This window comes from Nitrospirillum goiasense, assembly GCF_034427435.1.
Lineage (GTDB): Bacteria > Pseudomonadota > Alphaproteobacteria > Azospirillales > Azospirillaceae > Nitrospirillum.
Genome location: NZ_JAXQNP010000002.1, coordinates 1707289 through 1723347, shown reverse-complemented (window position 1 = coordinate 1723347; position 16059 = coordinate 1707289). Strand labels below are relative to the sequence as shown.

Sequence of the window (16059 nt, the reverse complement as noted above, 5' to 3'; positions counted from 1 at the left end):
ACCCGACCCGCATGATCGGTTTCAATGGCGGGGGCCGCAGCCCACCCGATGAGTATGCCACCCACCGGGACTGTTCCCATTAGATAATGACGCGCGCGTCCGAGACAACTGCCATCACGTTTAGTCCGCCCTCATCGGACGGCAAAAACGGGGGAGGTGCCAGGGGCGACAGCGGGCGGAACACCAGCCGGGGCAAGGCCCCCTCCCCCTCCAGCCCGCCGGTTGATTGACCAGCGTCCGGGGCAAGCGGCCCCATGGTCCAATCCAGATGTGGCACCGCCACCAGCGCCCCATCCCGGCGCAGCGCCGGCAAGGTGGACCATACCGCCTTGGGAATCCGGGCCAACGCCGCCAGATCCAGCGCGGCCATCCGCCGGGCGTCGGCCATCCCCAGCGCGCCCAGGGTCAGGCCGGGGACGATGCCGCCCCCTGTCGCCTGGAACCGCCCATCCCATCGCGTCCCCATGGCATCCAGGGGAACGGGGGGCGCCATGCGTCCCCCTTGGCGCAACAACAGCAGCGGGCGTCCGGCACCGGCCAAGCGCCGCGCCTGGCAGCCCGCCAGGGTCAGGGCCAAGGCGCCGGCGTCGGCCCGCCACAGGCCCGGCAGCGCCGCCAGCAACCGCTCCGCCCCCTGCGGCGACGCCGGATACGGCTGCCCGCCCAGCGCCGCCGCCAGGCCGGACAGCAGGCGCAGGGCCACCGGCCGGGCCATGTCCGCCAACAGCGCCTCGGCATCCAGGACCGCGTATCCCTCCGGCGCCAGCAGCCCATGGCGGGCGACGGCATCGGCAACGGCACGGTCCAGCGCCGCCCGCGCCCGGCCCGCCGTCGCCGCGTCGGCCAGCAGCGCCGCCACGGGCAGACCCTGGCGCCGCAGACGGACCCGGGCATAGCGGTCCATGAGGTTGGAGGGGTCGTCGATCCAGGGCTGGCCGAAGGCGCGGCAGGTGGCGGCCAAGTCGGCGCGCCCGACGGGAAGCAGGGGCCGCAGCAGGCGGACATCGGCCAGGGCGCGGGCCGCCGCCATGCCGGCTAGGCCGTCGGCGCCGCTGCCCCCGGCGCGGCGCAGGGCCACGGTTTCGGCCTGATCCTCGCGCTGATGGGCCAGGCACAGATGCAGGATGCCCCGGGCCCGGCAGGCGCCGGCCAGCAGGTCATAGCGGGCCTGCCGCGCCGCGGCCTGCAACCCGCTGGCGGGCTTGGGCCCGGTCCAGGTGAGGATGGTGTGGGCGATGCCCCGGCCAGCCAGCCAACGGCCGACCTGGGCCGCCTCCGCCGCCGACTCCGGCCGCAAGCCGTGATCGACGGTCAGGGCGTGGACCGCGCCACCACGGGCGCGGGCCCAGCGGTCGGCCAGAAGGGTCAGGGCCAGGCTGTCGCGGCCGCCGGAAACCCCCACGCCCAGAAGGGGGGCGTTCTCGAACGGCCCCAGGGGCGCCATGAGGCGGTCGAACAGCGCATCGTCGATGGCCATCCCGTCCACCCCGCCAGGGGGGATCGACTCGCCCTCGCCCATGCCGCCCCCTGCCGTCGCCATCCCCGCCCCCGGGGTGCGCCGGACTTACTTACAGCCCAGGCGGCTCTTCTGGTCCTCACCCCGGCGCTTCAGCGTGGGGGCGGCATCCTTGTCCGCGTCCAACTGCTTCAGCACCACGCAGGCGCTGGTCTTGTCGCCCAGGCCGTCCAGGGACAGCGCCAGCTTCAGCAGGTAGTCGGCCCCCTTGTTGCTCTTCGGGTACTTCTTGTAGCCATCGCCGAACGCCACGGCGGCGGCCTTGTAGTTGCCGCGCATATAGAAGGTTTCACCCAGCCAGTACTGGGCGTTGGACGCCAGCGGGCTGTCGGGGTTCTGCTTCAGGAATTGGGAGAAGGCCTTCTCCGCATTGGGCGCGTCGCCCTGGCGCAGCAGGTTGAAGGCATAATCGTACTGGTCCTGCACCGGGCCGGCGGGCAGGGTGCCGGCGGAGTCGGCCCCGGCGGCGGAATTGGCCGCCCCCTTGTTGCCGGCCGGCGGCGGCACGGGACCGGTGTCGGTGGACGGCAGCGGCGGCTTGCCGCCCTTGAGGTCGGTCGGCGGGGCACCGGCGTCACCGCCCCCAGCGCCGCCCCCCACAGACGCCCCAAGGCCGATGCCGGCCTTGTCCTCCAGCTTCTGCAGGCGCAGGTCGATGTCGGCCGACAGCTTGTCCAGCCGTTCCTTGATCTGGCTGACCTGGTAGGCCAGCTCCTCATACTTGCCGGTCTGCTGCTGCGTCTGGGTTTCCATCTGCAGCTTCAGCACCTCGATCTCGGCGGCGGCCGACGGGCCGTTGCCGCCGGGGGCACCGTTCATGGGGCCGGAGGGCTTCACGCCATTGCGGTACACGTCGCGCGACAGGGTCTGCACATCCGTTTCCAGCCGGGAGAGGCGGTTCAGCAGGTCCTGCATGTCCCGGCTTTGCGCCTGGGCCGGCACCGGCGCCAGCAGCGGGGCCACGACGACAGCGGCCATGCCGCACAAGGCGGCCCATCGGGTGGCACAGCGGGCGGCCCTGTGGGACAGCGCGCCACGCCACCAGGCGCCGGCGCGGTTGTGGGTGCGGAGAGAAATCGGGGACGACAGCGACGGCGTCATGGATCGGTTCCGGCAAGAATCAGCGGGACGGGGAGAGAAGCTCGGCCGGGTCCAGACCGCCGGCCACGCGCGACCTTAGAGCAGTTCGCCCAAAGGGGGAATCGCCTTTGGACGGGACTCCGCTCGGCTGTGGGGATAGCGCGGCCGACGCGCCCCCGAAAGAGGGGACCGCCTACCGCACCGCCTCAAAAGTAATAAAGACCAAACTGAAAGTAATATGCACAAAGTAAAAGGGCGCCGCCCGACCCGATGGGTCGAACGGCGCCCCTGAACCAACCACCCTTATGGGGCAGCTTAGTTGATGACCGTCACGCCGCGACGGTTCTGCGCCCAAGCGGCCTCGTTGGAACCAAGGACCGCGGGACGCTCCTTGCCGTAGCTGATCACCTGCACGCGGGCCAGGTCGACACCGGTGGCGGTCAGGTAGTTCTTCACGGCGTTGGCGCGACGCTCGCCCAGGGCGAGGTTGTACTCGCGGGTGCCGCGCTCGTCGGTGTGGCCTTCGATCGTGATCGTGACCTGGCCGTACTTCTTCAGCCAAGCGGCCTGCTTATCCAGGGTCGCGGTGGCTTCCGGGGTCAGGTCGAACTTGTCGTAACCGAAGAACACGCGGTCACCAACGTTGACCACGAAGTCTTCCTTGGAACCCGGGACCGGGCCGGTCGGCTTGGCCGGGGCCGGCGTCGGAGCGGCAGTGGCCTGGCCGGCCGTGGCGACCTCAGCCTTCTTCTCCGGAGTGGAGGAGCAAGCGGCCACCAGGGCCAGAGCCGCACACAGGCTCAGGTATTTCATGCGCATAGTTTGAGACCCCCTACGGACAACTTTAAGTGGGATTGATATTATCGCGACCGCGATCTCGATTGAAGTGAGGCAGCGGCCGCGGCCGTCAAGCCGCGGCTACCACTTATTCCCGTCTCTGTAGACCGACAAGTCTTACGTCGCTCTTGCGCTGCGAAAATACTGTGGGCCCATCACGGAATCAAGGGCGACCAAGCGGGGTCGGAGGCGTCCGTGGGGGTCAGCATCTGCCGCTCATTAGCACCGGTCAGGTCGATGGAGTAAAGCCTTACCTGCCGCTGACGGCCGCCCTCGCCCACCGGCTTCTCCTTAAAATACATCAGGACGCGACCATTTGGCGCCCAGGTTGGGCCCTCAACCAGGTAGCCGGTGCTCAATTCGCGCTCACCGGTGCCATCGGGGCGGATCACGCCGATCGAGAACCGGCCGCCGTTGATCCGTGTGAAGGCGATGAGGTCGCCACGGGGTGACCACACCGGTGTGCCATACTTTCCAGCGCCGAAAGTAATTCTCTGAACATTCGTGCCGTCAGCATTCATCGTATAGATCTGCTGACTTCCGCCTCTATCGGACTCGAAAGTAATTTTACTTCCGTCGGGGGAGAAGGAGGGCGCGGTGTCAATGGCCGGATTATCGGTCAGCCGGGTCTGACGACGGGTGCGCAGGTCCAGCAGATAGATGTCGGTGTTGCCGTTCTGGGCCAGGCTCATGATGACCTTGTTGCCATCCGGCGAGAAGCGCGGGGCGAAGGTCATGCCCGGAAAATCACCCAGGATTTCCTGCCGGCCAGTGTCCACGTTGAAGATATATACCCGAGGTTTGTTGTTGAAGTAACTCAGGTATGTAATTTCCTGAGCCGTCGGCGAGAAACGTGGCGTTAACACCAGGACCCGCCCATCGGTCAGGTACAGGTTGTTTTCCCCGTCCTGGTCCATGATGGCCAGGCGCTTCTGCCGCGACGTCGCCGGACCTGATTCGGCGATGTAGACGATGCGGGTGTCGAAGTAGCCGTCCTCGCCCGTGACGCGCTTATAGATCGCGTCGGCGATGATGTGGGCGATGCGGCGCCAGCCGTCGGGCTGGGTGAAGTAGGCCAGGCCGGTCAGCTGCTGCTGCGCCAGCACGTCGAACAGGCGGAATTCCACCTTCAGCCGGCCGTCCGGCTGCACGCTGGCGGTGCCGCTGACCAGCGCCTGGGCGTTGATGACCTTCCAGTCGCCGTAGCGCGGCAGGCCGTTGGCCAACTGCTCCGGCGTCTGGATGAAGGCGCGGTGGTCCAGGGGGCGGAACAGGCCGGACCGTTCCAGATCGGCCTCGATCACGTTGGCGATCTGGGCGCCCACCGCTTCACCGTAGAACTGGGTCACGGCGATGGGCAGCGGCTGGACCGTGCCCTTGGTGATATCGAGATGCAGTTCGGCCTTGGCCTGAACCGCGACCGCCATAAGCATCACCGCCGCCAGGGCGATGGCGCGCCGTAGGGCGGTTAGCGTCTGTCGCGTGATCATCAGAACATGTCCTTCGGGCTGAACGTGAACACGATGGACCCGGCCCCGCCGTACTTTTCCTTGGGCAGGCGCAAGGTCGAACACTGGTCCTTCTGCAGCGCGCGGAGGGTGCTTTCCACGAAGCTGCGATAAGTCGGGTTGGACAGCGAGCCGTTGCCGGACACGTAGTCCACCTTGGTGACGTGCATGGAACTGTCGAAAGTGACGCGAATGTCGGCGCTCATCTTGTCCACATCCTTGCCGCCAGCCGGCACGGCCCAGCATCCCGCCAATTGCGAGCGCAGGGCATCCTGCTCTGACACCGAAAGATGGTCGGATTGAGGCTGAGCCGTCGATGTCTGCTGTGTCTTCGGCGTGTCTTTCGACGGGGTATCCTTCGCCGTTTCCTTGGGCTTGTCTTCCTTCAGCTTGTCCACGTTCTTCAGGATGCTGTCGAGCGACGGCGCATCCTTCTTGGGCTCAGGCTTCTTGGGGTCGGGCTTGGGCGGCTCGGGCTTGGGTTCCGGTTTCGGCGGCTCCGGTTTCGGCACCGGCTTGGGCTGCTCCAGCTCCGCCGTCTTCTGCTCCTCCACCTTCGGCACTTCCATCTTCTTGATGGGCAGGGCTTCGGGCTCCGGCGGGGGCGGCGGGGCGGGCTTGGGCGGTTCCGGCTTCGGGGGCTCGGGCGGCACCGGCTTGTCCGGCACCTTTTCCGGCGGTGGCGGAGTCGGCTCAGCCTCGGCTTGCTGCTGCGGCGGGGTTGGAGGGGTCGGGTCGGGCTGCGGCTCGGGCGCCTTGGGTGCCGGCGGCTGCGGCGTCTCCGGCGGCTTGACCGAGGTGTTCGTCAGCTGGCTGATGTCCATCTCCACCGCCACCGGCTCATCCATGACCAGCGGTTCGCTTTTCAGCAAAGGCAGGCCCAGGATCGCCAGCAGCAGCAGCGCGATGTGCAGGACGGTTGAAAAGATGATGGCCGGACGCATGGGACTGGTCTGGCTTCCTGCTAATGACGGGCCGGGGCGTCGGGCAACTGCGCGATCAGCGACACCTTTTTGTAGCCGGCGCTGCTGATCGCCCCCATGACCTCGATGATGCGGCCATAGGCCAGCGACTTGTCGCCCCGCACGAAGATGCGGGCGTCGGCGTTGTTCTGGCTGATCGCCTGGAGGCGCGGCACCAGGTCGGTCAGGTCCGTCTTGGTCTCGTTCAGGTAGACGTCGCCGTTGTCGCGGATCGACACCACCAGCGGCTCATCCTGGCCCGGGATGGCCTTGGCGTTGGCCTTGGGCAGGTCGACCGGCACGCCCACGGTCAGCAAGGGTGCCGTCACCATGAAAATGATGAGCAGCACCAGCATCACGTCCACCATGGGCGTCACGTTGATGTCGGCCATGGGACGCGCGCGGCGCCGCCCCCGGCCGGTGGACTGCTTTCCCGACAGCGACGCGCCCATGTCAGCCCCGCTCTTCCAGGTGGCGTTGCAGGATGGCGCTGAATTCCGTCACGAACGAGTCCAGCCGGTCGCCGAAGCGGGCGATGTCGGACGAGAACTTGTTGTAGGCGATGCTGGCCGGGATGGCGGCCACCAGGCCCAGGGCCGTGGCGAACAACGCCTCGGCGATGGAGGGGGCCACGACCGCCAGGCTGGTGTTGCCGGCCGCCGCGATGCTGGTGAAGCTGTGCATGATGCCCCACACCGTGCCCAAGAGGCCGACGAAGGGGGCGTTGGACCCGACCGTGGCCAGCACGGTGATGTAGCGCTCCGTCTGGGCCATCTCGCGGCTGACGGTCACGGACATGACGCGCTCGATGCGCTGGGCCAGGTTGGCCCGCATGGCGCCGGAGGTGGTCAGCCCGCGCTCGTTGGCGTGGCGCCATTCGCGCATGCCGGCGGCGAAGGTGGCGGACAGCGGATCGCTGGGGGCCTTGCCCACCTCCTCATACAGCTGGTCCAGCGAGCCGCCGGACCAGAATTGCTCCTCGAAATCGGCGGCGGCGGCCTTCATGCGGCGCAGCTTCACCGACTTGTCGAAGATGATGGCCCACACCCAGACCGAGGCCGCCAACAGCCCCAGCATGATGGCCTTGACCAGCCAGTTGGCCGTCATGAACAGGCTGAGGGCCGAGATGTCCGCCGTCGGATTGGCGCCCAGGGCCACGAAATTCATGATCTGATGCTGCATCGCCACTCTCACTCTTCCAACGGGGCGCCCGCCGGCGCGCCGTCACCCTTCGAATTGATCTTGTCGCCGTCGCCGCGGCGTGTGTTGTCACCGGAGTCGCGGGCCACGCCCAAGCGGGCGAAGGCCTGCGCCACCGGCGTCGGGACCCGCACCGCCCGGCCTTGGGCGTTGATGCAGGCCAGTTTCAGGCTCAGCCGGACCAGGGTTTGGGCGTCGCCGCCCACTATGGCCGTCGGCATGCTGCCACCACTTTGTGGCCGGTATATGGTCTGTTCCGCTAAAACCGTGGCGCCGGTGACACCGGTGATGCGGCTGCGCACCTCCAGCGTTTCCTCCAGCCGCGCCGGCGCCAGGAAGTCCATGACACAGCGGCGCACCGCGAAAGCGACACCGGTGGCCGCCACCTGTTCCGCGTGCGGCACGCCCAGAACACGCAGCATTTCCGTCCGCGCGCGCTCGGCATAGCGCAGGTAGTTGGCGTGGTAGACGATGCCGCCGGCGTCCGTGTCCTCATAATAGACACGGACGGGGAAGTGGTGGACGTCGCCCACCATGTATCCGGACAAGTGGGAAACAGAGCGGTTCGGCGCCTCAGACATCGGGCCCCTCCTCCGCATCCGGCTCCCCGCCTATTGCGCCCAGCAGGTCCAGTTGACGCGCCGGGGTGGCCGCCGGGGCGGGCAGGCCCAGGTAGCGGTAGCCCATGTCGGTCAGCAGGCGGCCGCGCGGCGTGCGCTGCAGCAGGCCCTGCTGGATCAGGTAGGGCTCGATCACCTCTTCCAGCACGTCACGCTGTTCCGACAGGGCGGCCGCCAGCGTCTCCACCCCCACCGGGCCACCGCCGTAGTTGTTGGCGATGCAGTTGAGGTAGCGCCGGTCCATGGCGTCGAAGCCCAGGCGGTCGACCTCCAGCCGGGTCAGGGCGATGTCGGCGGCGCGGGCGTCGATGACCTCCGCCCCCGCCACGGCGGCGAAGTCGCGCACCCGGCGCAGCAGCCGGCCGGCGACACGCGGCGTGCCGCGCGACCGGCGCGCGATTTCCAGGGCGCCCTCGGGCAGCAGCGGCATGTCCAGCAGGCGGGCGGCGCGGCCGACGATCAGCTGCAACTCCTCCGGCTCATAGAACTGCATGCGCAGCGGAATGCCGAACCGCTCCCGCAGGGGCCGGGTGATGAGGCCCGACCGGGTGGTGGCGCCCACCAGGGTGAAGGGCGGCAAGTCGATGCGGACGGAGCGCGCGGCCGGCCCCTCGCCGATGATGAGGTCCAGGTGGAAATCCTCCATGGCCGGATAGAGGATTTCCTCCACCGCCGGCGACAGGCGGTGGATCTCATCGATGAACAGAACGTCATGCGGCTGCAGATTGGTCAGCAGGGCCGCCAGGTCGCCCGCCTTGGCGATGACCGGGCCGGAGGTGGCGCGGAAGCCGGCGCCCATCTCCTTGGCCACGATCTGGGCCAGGGTGGTCTTGCCCAGGCCGGGCGGGCCGAACAGCAGCACATGGTCCAGCGACTCGCCCCGCGACCGGGCGGCCTGGATGAAGATGGACAGGTTTTCGCGCACCTGTTTCTGGCCGGTGAAGTCGGCCAGGGACAGGGGGCGCAACGACACGTCCTGGGCATCGCCGGCGGCGCGCTCACGGCTGACCAGGCGATCCGACTCCGGGCCGCCGCTCATGCGCTCAATTCCTTAAGCCCGGCGCGAATCAGTTCGGAAACGCCGGCCTCGGGCCCCAGGCGGGCGGCACAGGTGGTAACGGCGGCGAAGGCCTCCAGCCGCTTGTAACCCAGGTTGACCAGGGCGGAGACAGCGTCGGCCACGGCACCATTGGGGACGGGGGCGGCGGCCGCGTCCGTCTTGCCGGGTGCCGTGCCAGCCAGGGTCGGGGCCAGCGCCAGCGCGGGCACCTTGTCCTTCAGTTCGCTGATCATGCGGGTGGCCAGCTTCGGCCCCACGCCGTCAGCCTGGGTCAGCGCCGTCTTGTCCTGGGCCATCAGGGCCTGGGCGATCTGTTCCGGCGACAGCACGGACAACACGGCCAGGGCGACGCGGGCGCCCACCCCCTGCACCGTGGTCAGCAGGCGGAACCAGTCCCGCTCCGCCACATCGGCGAAGGCGAACAGCTGCATCTTGTCTTCCGACACCCACATCTCGGTCAGCACCGAGACGGCCTCCCCCACCCCGCCCAGGCGGCGCAGGGTGCGGGAGGAGGCCGAGACGAGATAGCCCACCCCGCCCACGTCGATGATGGCCCAGTCCAGGCCGGTGCTGTCCAACAGGCCCTTGAGCTTGGCGATCATCGGGCCGCCCCCGCCATGATGCCGCCCACCAGGCGCCGGGTCTGGCTGTGGTGGGCGTGGCAGATGGCGACGGCCAAGGCGTCGGCGGCATCGGCCTTGGACAACTGAAAGCCGGGCAGCAGCATGCGCACCATGGCCTGCACCTGCGTCTTGTCGGCGTGACCGGCGCCCACCACCGATTTCTTCACCAGGTTGGGCGGGTATTCCGACACGGGCAGCCCTTCGCGCGCCGGGGCCAGCAGGGCGATGCCCCGCGCCTGCCCCAGCTTGAGGGTGGAAACGGGGTTCTTGTTCACGAAGGTCTCTTCCACCGCCGCCTCATCCGGCGTCCAGGTCCGGATGATGTCCTGCAAACCTTCGTACAGGGTGACGAGGCGGCGGGCCAAATCGTCCCGGTCGTTGGACTGCACGACCCCGTCGGCGACATGCGTCAACCGGTTGCCGGAAACGTCGATGACGCCCCAGCCCATGTTGCGCAGTCCCGGATCAAGGCCCAGCACGCGGATCGACCGATCCCCCATGGCCGCCGTCCCCCTTCCCGTCCGGCTTAGCCCAGCTTCTCCAGAAGCTCCGGCGACAGCTCGAAGTTGCCGATGACGTTCTGCACGTCGTCGCTGTCGTCCAGCACGTCCAGCAGCTTCAGCAGGCTCTGCGCCGCGTCTTCCGACGGGGCCACCGTGTTCAGCGGCTGCCAGGTCAGCTTGGCGCCTTCCGGCGCGCCGAACTTGGCCTCCAGCGCGTCGCGCACCTCACCCAGGCTATCCACGCCGGTGATGATGGAGTGGTTCTCCTCATCGCTGCTGACATCGTCGGCGCCGGCCTCGATGGCGGCCTCCAGCACGGTGTCGGCATCCGCCACGGCGGCCGGGTAGGTGATCAGGCCGATGCGGTTGAACATGAAGCTGACCGAGTTGGTCTCGCCCAGCGTGCCGCCATGCTTGGAGAAGGCGGAGCGCACTTCCGAGGCGGTGCGGTTGCGGTTGTCGGTCAGCGCCTCGACGATCAGGGCGACGCCGCCGGGGCCGTAGCCCTCGTACCGCACCTCATCGTAATTGGTGTCGTCACCGGCGCCAGGCGTGCCCTGCTTGATGGCGCGGTCGATGCGGTCGCGCGGCATGTTCTGCACGCGGGCGGCCTGGATGGCGGCACGCAGGCGCGGGTTGTGCCCCGGGTCGGGCAGGCCCGCCTTGGCGGCCACGGTGATTTCACGCGCAAGCTTGTTGAACAGCTTGGACCGCTTGACGTCCTGGGCGCCCTTGCGGTGCATGATGTTCTTGAACTGTGAATGTCCAGCCATGGGACCCTGAACTCTATATGGGGTTGAGCGGGGGTATATCCGGGCAGCTTATACCACATATTGTGGCATCCGGCACGCCTGGGGACAGGCCTGGGGGCAATGCGTGCCACAGGCTTGTCACAGGACGATGCTTTCCGTCCGAGGTACGGCGGCTTTATGGCGGAATTCCGGCAATGTCGCCAAGGCGGTTTCTGCAACGCACCCCGGAAAGGGGCTAAATCATCCCCCGACGCATGTCCCGCCCCCAGGGTGACCCGGGCGCTGACCTGCGGGCGCCGGGCTCAGCCCAGCCGGGGGATGGCCTGGGCCAGACGGCCCCCGACGCGCACCGCCTCCGCCCGCACGGCCAAGCCGGTGCGGTCATCCGTCTCGACGAACACGCCGCAGACGCTGACGGTGGCGTCGTTCTCCGCCGGGGTCAGGCGGTCGGTCGGCAGCTTGCGCGTCAGGCGCAGCACCGCCGCCTCCTTCTTCATGCCGATGACGCTGTCATAATCGCCGCACATGCCGGCGTCGGTCTGATAGGCGGTGCGGCCGTTCAGGATCTGGGTGTCGGCGGTGGGCGTATGGGTATGCGTGCCGACCACCAGGGTGACGCGCCCATCGCAGAAATGGCCCATGGCCATCTTTTCCGACGACGCCTCGCCATGCACGTCGATGACGATGGCGTCCGCCGCGTTGGGCCCCAGGCGGTAGGTGCGCAGCACCTTCTCCACCGCCGCGAAGGGGTCGTCCAGCGCGTCCATGAACAGGCGGGCCATGACGTTGACCACCAGCACCTTGCGCCGCCCGTCGCGCGTGGGCAGCAGCGAGGCGCCCCGGCCGGGCGTGCCCTCCGGATAGTTCAGCGGGCGCAGCACATTGGGCAGGCGGTCGATCTGGCCCACCAGTTCCTTCTGGTCCCAGACGTGGTTGCCCGTGGTCAGGCAGTCGACGCCGGCGGCGAAGAACTCCTGCGCGATCTTCTCGGTGATGCCGAAGCCGCCGGCGGCGTTTTCCCCGTTCACGATGACGAAATCCAGCGCCAGCGCCTTGCGCAGATCCGGCAGGTGCCGCATCACGCCGTCGCGGCCGCTGCGGCCCACCACATCACCCAGGAACAACAACCGCATGACCCAACCTCGATAAAAGAACGGGCTCAGCGCTTGCGGCGCTGCCCGGCCCGAACGGCGTAGCGCTCGGTGACGATCCAATCCAATCGCTGGTCATGCGCGTCGCAGGGCACCTTGTCCAGTTCCTGGTCAGCGAAGGCGATGCCCACCGCCTGGATGGCGCGCTCCCGCCGCAACTGGGCCAGGGTGCGGTCATAGAAACCCGCGCCGTACCCCAGGCGGCCGCCCCGCCGGTCGAAGGCCAGCAGCGGCACCAGCACCACGTCCGGCATCACGGCGCCACCGCCGGGCGCCGCCTCCTCCATCGGGGCGGGCACGCCCATGATGTCCGGCGACAGCAGGGTGCCGGGCCACCAGCGGCGGAACAGCAGGGGCAGGCCCTTGGCCTGGCAGACCGGCAGGGCCCCCTTGATGCCGGTGGCGACCACGCGGTGCATCAGTGGGCGGGGATCGATCTCATCCCCCACCGGCCAGTAGAAAGCGACGGTCAGGCCCACCGGGGCCAGGCCGTCGGTGATCTGGGGCAAAGCGTCGAGGAAATTGTCGGCCAGGGCCTTGGAGGCCGCCGCGCGATCCAGCTCCAGCGCGGCGCGGACGCGGCGGGCGGATATCCGTACCGACTTCTTGGCGGCGCGCGCCGCCTCCTCCACCGAGGGGTGGGGGACGACAGCATCCGTACCTGTCGCGGCGGCAGGGGCCAGGGAGGCGTCGTGGGTACGGGGCGATGCGGCGGTCACGGGAGGATGGGGTCCCTCGAAGGATGGCCCGGACCTTGTCGTCAGGGACAGGAGGGCAAAGGGGTCTGGGCAAAGGGGTCTGGAAGGAGCCGCGACGGCCGATGGAGAAGCGTATCCTCCACGGCCTGCCAAGGCAGGTGGGAGCCATATGTCCGACACCACGGCGTCGGCAGGGACAGCCCCCTAGAGGATTGGGTATCGGCCCTGGGGATAATGCGTCCTGTCGAACCGCGCAGCCCCCTTCCAGAACCCTAATTTAGGAGCGATCCAGCCTGGCCGCAATGTCTTCGATGCGTTTTGCCAGGCTATCGACGGCGGCGATGACGCTATCGTCCTCTGCGCGGGGCGCAGGGGTCGGCTCTTGCACCGGCGCGGGCGCCGGACGGCGCTGGCCGCCCAGTTCCGCCCGCAGGTCGAAAATCTCATCAGCCAGCATGAGGGCGGTCAGCACCAGCAGCTGCGTCTCGCTGCCGCCGGAGGCGTCATGCGCCACCTCGCGCAGGCGGGCGTCGACGTAGGAGCCAAGCTCGCGCAGGCGCTGTTCCTGGCCATCGTCGCAGGCCAGGCCATAGGGGCGTCCATTCAGGATGATGTCCACGCGGGCCATCTGTAATCAGTCCTCCAGCACCGCACGCAGCTGCCCGATGGTTCGGTCCAGCCGCTCCGACAAGGCCGCGGTCGCGGCCTTGGCACCCTGCTCCCGCCCTTCCGCCGCCGCCAGCGCCCGCTCCAGCTCGGCGATGCGGGCCTTGGCCGCCCCATCGTCAGCGGAAACGACCACCGGCTGAGCGAGGCGGCGTTCCAGCGCACCATCCAGAACAAGGACGGCGGCGTCCAGACGATCCAGCGCGGTCTTCAGTCTATCCATGGAATGGAACGGGTCCGATTGGCAATGGACGGGTGTCAGGCGGAATAGGATGGATCAAGCTGTGGCGTCGAATAAAGAAAGAAAGCGGCAGGGACCAGCGAAAAACGGCCAAGGCGAGGGCCAAAGCGGGAAATGATCGCCAGGACGGGCGGCAAAGACCCTGCGGACACAGGCGTTAACGCTGGCCGCGCTTGCAGTTTTCGGAGGGCCCCGGACCTTGACGCGGCCGGCGGTGGCGGTCATGGTGCCGCCGCCCCTCGCGCCCGGATTGTGCGCGCACGACACCCGGAAAAGGGTGGTGCGGCGGCGCAAAGAATCGGGAGCATCGGGCCCGGGATCGGTTCCCGGGAAGGCCCTTCCCGTGACGGCTTTCCCGGACGGCCCCTGAGCGCCACCGAACAACGCCACTGAACAGCGCACCCGCTTGATGAAAGGCCCTCTGCCCATGTCGTCCCAGCCCGCCACCGGAGATGTCGTCGGGGGCGTTCCCCACAAGGACCTCGCCACCGCCATCCGCGTCCTGGCCATGGATGCCGTCGAGGCGGCCAAGTCGGGCCATCCCGGCATGCCCATGGGCATGGCCGATGTCGCCACGGTGCTGTTCACCCAGTTCCTGAAGTTTGATCCCAAGCGTCCCGACTGGGCCGACCGCGACCGCTTCGTGCTGTCCGCCGGCCACGGCTCCATGCTGATCTATGCCCTGCTCTACCTCACCGGGTATGAGGACATCGATCTGGAGCAGATCAAGAAGTTCCGCCAGCTGGGCGCCCGCACCGCCGGCCACCCGGAATACGGCATGGCCCGCGGCATCGAGATGACCACGGGCCCGCTGGGCCAGGGTATCGCCACCGCCGTTGGCATGGCCCTGGCGGAGCGTCACCTGAACGCCCGCTTCGGCGACGCCCTGGTCGACCACCACACCTATGTCATCGCCGGCGACGGCTGCCTGCAGGAAGGGGTGAGCCATGAGGCCGCCTCGCTGGCCGGCCACCTGGGCCTGGACCGCCTGATCGTCCTGTGGGACGACAACAGCATCTCCATCGACGGCCCCACCAACCTGTCCCTGTCCGAGGATGTGAAGGCGCGCTTCGTCGCCTATGGCTGGGACGTGCAGGCCGTGGACGGCCATGATCCGGCGGCCGTGGCCGCCGCCATCGCCCAGGCCAAGACCACCAGCACGCCGTCGCTGATCGCCTGCCGCACCACCATCGGCCTGGGCGCCCCGACCAAGGCCGGCAAGAACTCCAGCCACGGCTCGCCCCTGGGGGCTGCCGAGATCGCCGGCGCCCGCGCCGCCTATGGCTGGGAGTATGGCCCCTTCGAAATCCCGGCCCCCATCCTGGACGCCTGGCGCCAGTACGGCGCCCGGGGTGCGACCGCCGCCAGCGCCTGGGACCAGCGCCTGGCCGCCGCCGACAACGGCCTGGTCGCCGCCTTCAAGGCCGCCCAGTCGGGTGACGCGCCGGCCGCGCTGGACGCCACCATCACCGCCTTCAAGCGCGCCACCAGCGAAGCCCGCCCCAGCGTGGCCACCCGCCAGGCCTCGGGCAACGTGCTGGACGCCATCTTCGACGTGGTGCCGGAACTGATGAGCGGTTCCGCCGACCTGACCGGGTCCAACAACACCCGTACCAAGGGCGTCGTCAGCCTGCAGCGCGACAAGTACGAGGGCCGCTACATCCACTATGGCGTGCGCGAGCACGCCATGGCCGCCGCCATGAACGGCATGGCCCTGCACGGCGGCGTGATCCCGCTGAGCGGCACCTTCCTGTGCTTCGCCGACTATAGCCGCCCGGCCATCCGCCTGGGCGCGCTGATGAAGCAGCGGGTGGTGCATGTCATGACCCATGACAGCATCGGCCTGGGCGAGGACGGCCCGACCCACCAGCCGGTGGAGCATATGGCCGCCTTGCGCGCCATCCCCAACCTGCTGGTCTTCCGCCCCGCCGACCAGGTGGAAACGGCGGAATGCTGGCAGCTGGCGCTGCGCTCCAAGACCCGCCCGTCGGTCCTGGCGCTGACCCGCCAGAACCTGGCCACCCTGCGCACCGAGCACACCGACGACAACCTGACCGCCAAGGGCGCCTACGTCCTGCGCGAGGCCGACGGCGCCGCCGCCAAGGTGGTCCTGCTGGCCACCGGCTCGGAAGTGGAGATCGCCGTGCAGGCCCGCGACGTGCTGCAGGCCGAGGGGGTCCCCACCCGCGTCGTCTCCATGCCCAGCTGGGAACTGTTCGTCGAGCAGGGCGAGGCCTACCAGGCCCAGGTCCTGGGCGGCGATGACGTGGTCCGCGTGGGCGTGGAGGCCATGGTGCGTATGGGCTGGGACCGCTGGATCGGCCCCAAGGGCGGCTTCGTCGGCATGCCGGGCTTCGGCGAGTCCGGCCCCTACAAGGAGCTGTACGCCCACTTCGGCATCACCGTGGACGGCGTGGTCGCCGCCGCCAAGGCCCGCCTGTAACCAGGGCACGGGGTAACAAAACAAGGAGGCGGGGCGATCGGTGTCAAATCCGGGGCGCCCCGCTTCGACGCAGGGTAGGGGATGAGACGTCCCACTATGGTAGGCCTGCCATGCAAGCCCCATAGCGCCTAAAAGGGTGGCGTGACGTTTACCATCTTCAAGGTTTCAGCATAGCCGGCCCGATCCCTCGGGCGGTTCA

Annotated in this window: 17 protein-coding genes and 1 other RNA gene; 1 reads left to right on the top strand and 17 read right to left on the bottom strand. The window is 68.6% G+C overall.

Annotated features, from left to right (window positions below):
* Nucleotides 1-79: 79 nt before the first annotated feature.
* From tilS to ULB03_RS10450, 17 genes are all read right to left on the bottom strand, one after another.
* The gene (gene tilS, locus ULB03_RS10530; RefSeq protein ID WP_322483092.1) at nucleotides 80-1540 is read right to left on the bottom strand and encodes a tRNA lysidine(34) synthetase TilS; all 1461 of its coding nucleotides are present in this window, start codon (nucleotides 1538-1540) and stop codon (nucleotides 80-82) included.
* A gap of 24 nt (nucleotides 1541-1564) precedes the next feature.
* Nucleotides 1565-2617, bottom strand: coding sequence for a tol-pal system protein YbgF (ybgF, locus tag ULB03_RS10525; protein WP_322483091.1), 1053 nt, complete (start codon nucleotides 2615-2617; stop codon nucleotides 1565-1567).
* A gap of 294 nt (nucleotides 2618-2911) precedes the next feature.
* The gene (gene pal, locus ULB03_RS10520) at nucleotides 2912-3415 is read right to left on the bottom strand and encodes a peptidoglycan-associated lipoprotein Pal (protein ID WP_322483090.1); all 504 of its coding nucleotides are present in this window, start codon (nucleotides 3413-3415) and stop codon (nucleotides 2912-2914) included.
* A 173-nt stretch (nucleotides 3416-3588) separates the two neighbouring features.
* On the bottom strand, nucleotides 3589-4923 hold the full coding sequence (gene tolB / locus ULB03_RS10515) for a Tol-Pal system beta propeller repeat protein TolB (RefSeq protein WP_186455577.1): 1335 nt from the start codon (nucleotides 4921-4923) through the stop codon (nucleotides 3589-3591).
* Nucleotides 4923-5885 (bottom strand): hypothetical protein, encoded by a 963-nt coding sequence (locus ULB03_RS10510; RefSeq protein ID WP_322483089.1) that lies wholly within the window; start codon nucleotides 5883-5885, stop codon nucleotides 4923-4925. The genes tolB and ULB03_RS10510 overlap by 1 nt, the downstream gene beginning before the upstream one ends.
* A 20-nt stretch (nucleotides 5886-5905) precedes the next feature.
* Nucleotides 5906-6355: a protein TolR gene (gene tolR, locus ULB03_RS10505; protein WP_322483088.1), complete on the bottom strand. Its 450-nt coding sequence runs from the start codon at nucleotides 6353-6355 to the stop codon at nucleotides 5906-5908.
* Between the two features lies 1 nt (nucleotide 6356).
* Nucleotides 6357-7085: a protein TolQ gene (gene tolQ / locus ULB03_RS10500; protein WP_322483087.1), complete on the bottom strand. Its 729-nt coding sequence runs from the start codon at nucleotides 7083-7085 to the stop codon at nucleotides 6357-6359.
* 8 nt (nucleotides 7086-7093) lie between these two features.
* A complete protein-coding gene (locus ULB03_RS10495; RefSeq protein ID WP_322483086.1) occupies nucleotides 7094-7684 on the bottom strand; it encodes a YbgC/FadM family acyl-CoA thioesterase in 591 nt (196 codons plus the stop codon).
* Nucleotides 7677-8762: a Holliday junction branch migration DNA helicase RuvB gene (ruvB, locus tag ULB03_RS10490; RefSeq protein WP_322483085.1), complete on the bottom strand. Its 1086-nt coding sequence runs from the start codon at nucleotides 8760-8762 to the stop codon at nucleotides 7677-7679. Before ruvB ends, ULB03_RS10495 begins: the two co-directional genes overlap by 8 nt.
* On the bottom strand, nucleotides 8759-9385 hold the full coding sequence (gene ruvA / locus ULB03_RS10485) for a Holliday junction branch migration protein RuvA (protein WP_322483084.1): 627 nt from the start codon (nucleotides 9383-9385) through the stop codon (nucleotides 8759-8761). Before ruvA ends, ruvB begins: the two co-directional genes overlap by 4 nt.
* Nucleotides 9382-9906: a crossover junction endodeoxyribonuclease RuvC gene (gene ruvC, locus ULB03_RS10480; protein ID WP_322483083.1), complete on the bottom strand. Its 525-nt coding sequence runs from the start codon at nucleotides 9904-9906 to the stop codon at nucleotides 9382-9384. Before ruvC ends, ruvA begins: the two co-directional genes overlap by 4 nt.
* Before the next feature lie 26 nt (nucleotides 9907-9932).
* Nucleotides 9933-10682: a YebC/PmpR family DNA-binding transcriptional regulator gene (locus ULB03_RS10475; protein ID WP_145729547.1), complete on the bottom strand. Its 750-nt coding sequence runs from the start codon at nucleotides 10680-10682 to the stop codon at nucleotides 9933-9935.
* 281 nt (nucleotides 10683-10963) lie between these two features.
* Nucleotides 10964-11794, bottom strand: coding sequence for a TIGR00282 family metallophosphoesterase (locus ULB03_RS10470; RefSeq protein ID WP_322483082.1), 831 nt, complete (start codon nucleotides 11792-11794; stop codon nucleotides 10964-10966).
* Between the two features lie 26 nt (nucleotides 11795-11820).
* A complete protein-coding gene (locus ULB03_RS10465; protein WP_322483081.1) occupies nucleotides 11821-12531 on the bottom strand; it encodes a 5-formyltetrahydrofolate cyclo-ligase in 711 nt (236 codons plus the stop codon).
* An 82-nt stretch (nucleotides 12532-12613) separates the two neighbouring features.
* Nucleotides 12614-12773, bottom strand: a non-coding RNA gene (gene ssrS / locus ULB03_RS10460) — 6S RNA.
* 14 nt (nucleotides 12774-12787) lie between these two features.
* Complete coding sequence (locus tag ULB03_RS10455) at nucleotides 12788-13138, bottom strand: cell division protein ZapA (RefSeq protein ID WP_322483080.1); 351 nt, start codon at nucleotides 13136-13138, stop codon at nucleotides 12788-12790.
* Between the two features lie 6 nt (nucleotides 13139-13144).
* Nucleotides 13145-13399: a hypothetical protein gene (locus tag ULB03_RS10450; RefSeq protein WP_322483079.1), complete on the bottom strand. Its 255-nt coding sequence runs from the start codon at nucleotides 13397-13399 to the stop codon at nucleotides 13145-13147.
* A gap of 445 nt (nucleotides 13400-13844) precedes the next feature.
* Between ULB03_RS10450 and tkt the strand changes: the two genes are divergently transcribed.
* A complete protein-coding gene (gene tkt / locus ULB03_RS10445; RefSeq protein WP_322483078.1) occupies nucleotides 13845-15860 on the top strand; it encodes a transketolase in 2016 nt (671 codons plus the stop codon).
* Nucleotides 15861-16059: the final 199 nt, after the last annotated feature.

Excerpts from the sequence above, each read along its gene's own strand:
- ULB03_RS10475 (WP_145729547.1), bottom strand. The coding sequence starts at position 10,682 with ATGGCTGGACATTCACAGTTCAAGAACATCATGCACCGCAAGGGCGCC.
- ruvA (WP_322483084.1), bottom strand. The coding sequence starts at position 9,385 with ATGATCGCCAAGCTCAAGGGCCTGTTGGACAGCACCGGCCTGGACTGG.
- ULB03_RS10450 (WP_322483079.1), bottom strand. The coding sequence starts at position 13,399 with ATGGATAGACTGAAGACCGCGCTGGATCGTCTGGACGCCGCCGTCCTT.
- ruvC (WP_322483083.1), bottom strand. The coding sequence starts at position 9,906 with ATGGGGGATCGGTCGATCCGCGTGCTGGGCCTTGATCCGGGACTGCGC.
- tolB (WP_186455577.1), bottom strand. The coding sequence starts at position 4,923 with ATGATCACGCGACAGACGCTAACCGCCCTACGGCGCGCCATCGCCCTG.
- tolR (WP_322483088.1), bottom strand. The coding sequence starts at position 6,355 with ATGGGCGCGTCGCTGTCGGGAAAGCAGTCCACCGGCCGGGGGCGGCGC.
- ULB03_RS10470 (WP_322483082.1), bottom strand. The coding sequence starts at position 11,794 with ATGCGGTTGTTGTTCCTGGGTGATGTGGTGGGCCGCAGCGGCCGCGAC.
- tilS (WP_322483092.1), bottom strand. The coding sequence starts at position 1,540 with ATGGCGACGGCAGGGGGCGGCATGGGCGAGGGCGAGTCGATCCCCCCT.
- ULB03_RS10455 (WP_322483080.1), bottom strand. The coding sequence starts at position 13,138 with ATGGCCCGCGTGGACATCATCCTGAATGGACGCCCCTATGGCCTGGCC.
- ybgF (WP_322483091.1), bottom strand. The coding sequence starts at position 2,617 with ATGACGCCGTCGCTGTCGTCCCCGATTTCTCTCCGCACCCACAACCGC.
- ruvB (WP_322483085.1), bottom strand. The coding sequence starts at position 8,762 with ATGAGCGGCGGCCCGGAGTCGGATCGCCTGGTCAGCCGTGAGCGCGCC.
- pal (WP_322483090.1), bottom strand. The coding sequence starts at position 3,415 with ATGCGCATGAAATACCTGAGCCTGTGTGCGGCTCTGGCCCTGGTGGCC.
- tolQ (WP_322483087.1), bottom strand. The coding sequence starts at position 7,085 with ATGCAGCATCAGATCATGAATTTCGTGGCCCTGGGCGCCAATCCGACG.
- ULB03_RS10495 (WP_322483086.1), bottom strand. The coding sequence starts at position 7,684 with ATGTCTGAGGCGCCGAACCGCTCTGTTTCCCACTTGTCCGGATACATG.
- ULB03_RS10510 (WP_322483089.1), bottom strand. The coding sequence starts at position 5,885 with ATGCGTCCGGCCATCATCTTTTCAACCGTCCTGCACATCGCGCTGCTG.
- tkt (WP_322483078.1), top strand. The coding sequence starts at position 13,845 with ATGTCGTCCCAGCCCGCCACCGGAGATGTCGTCGGGGGCGTTCCCCAC.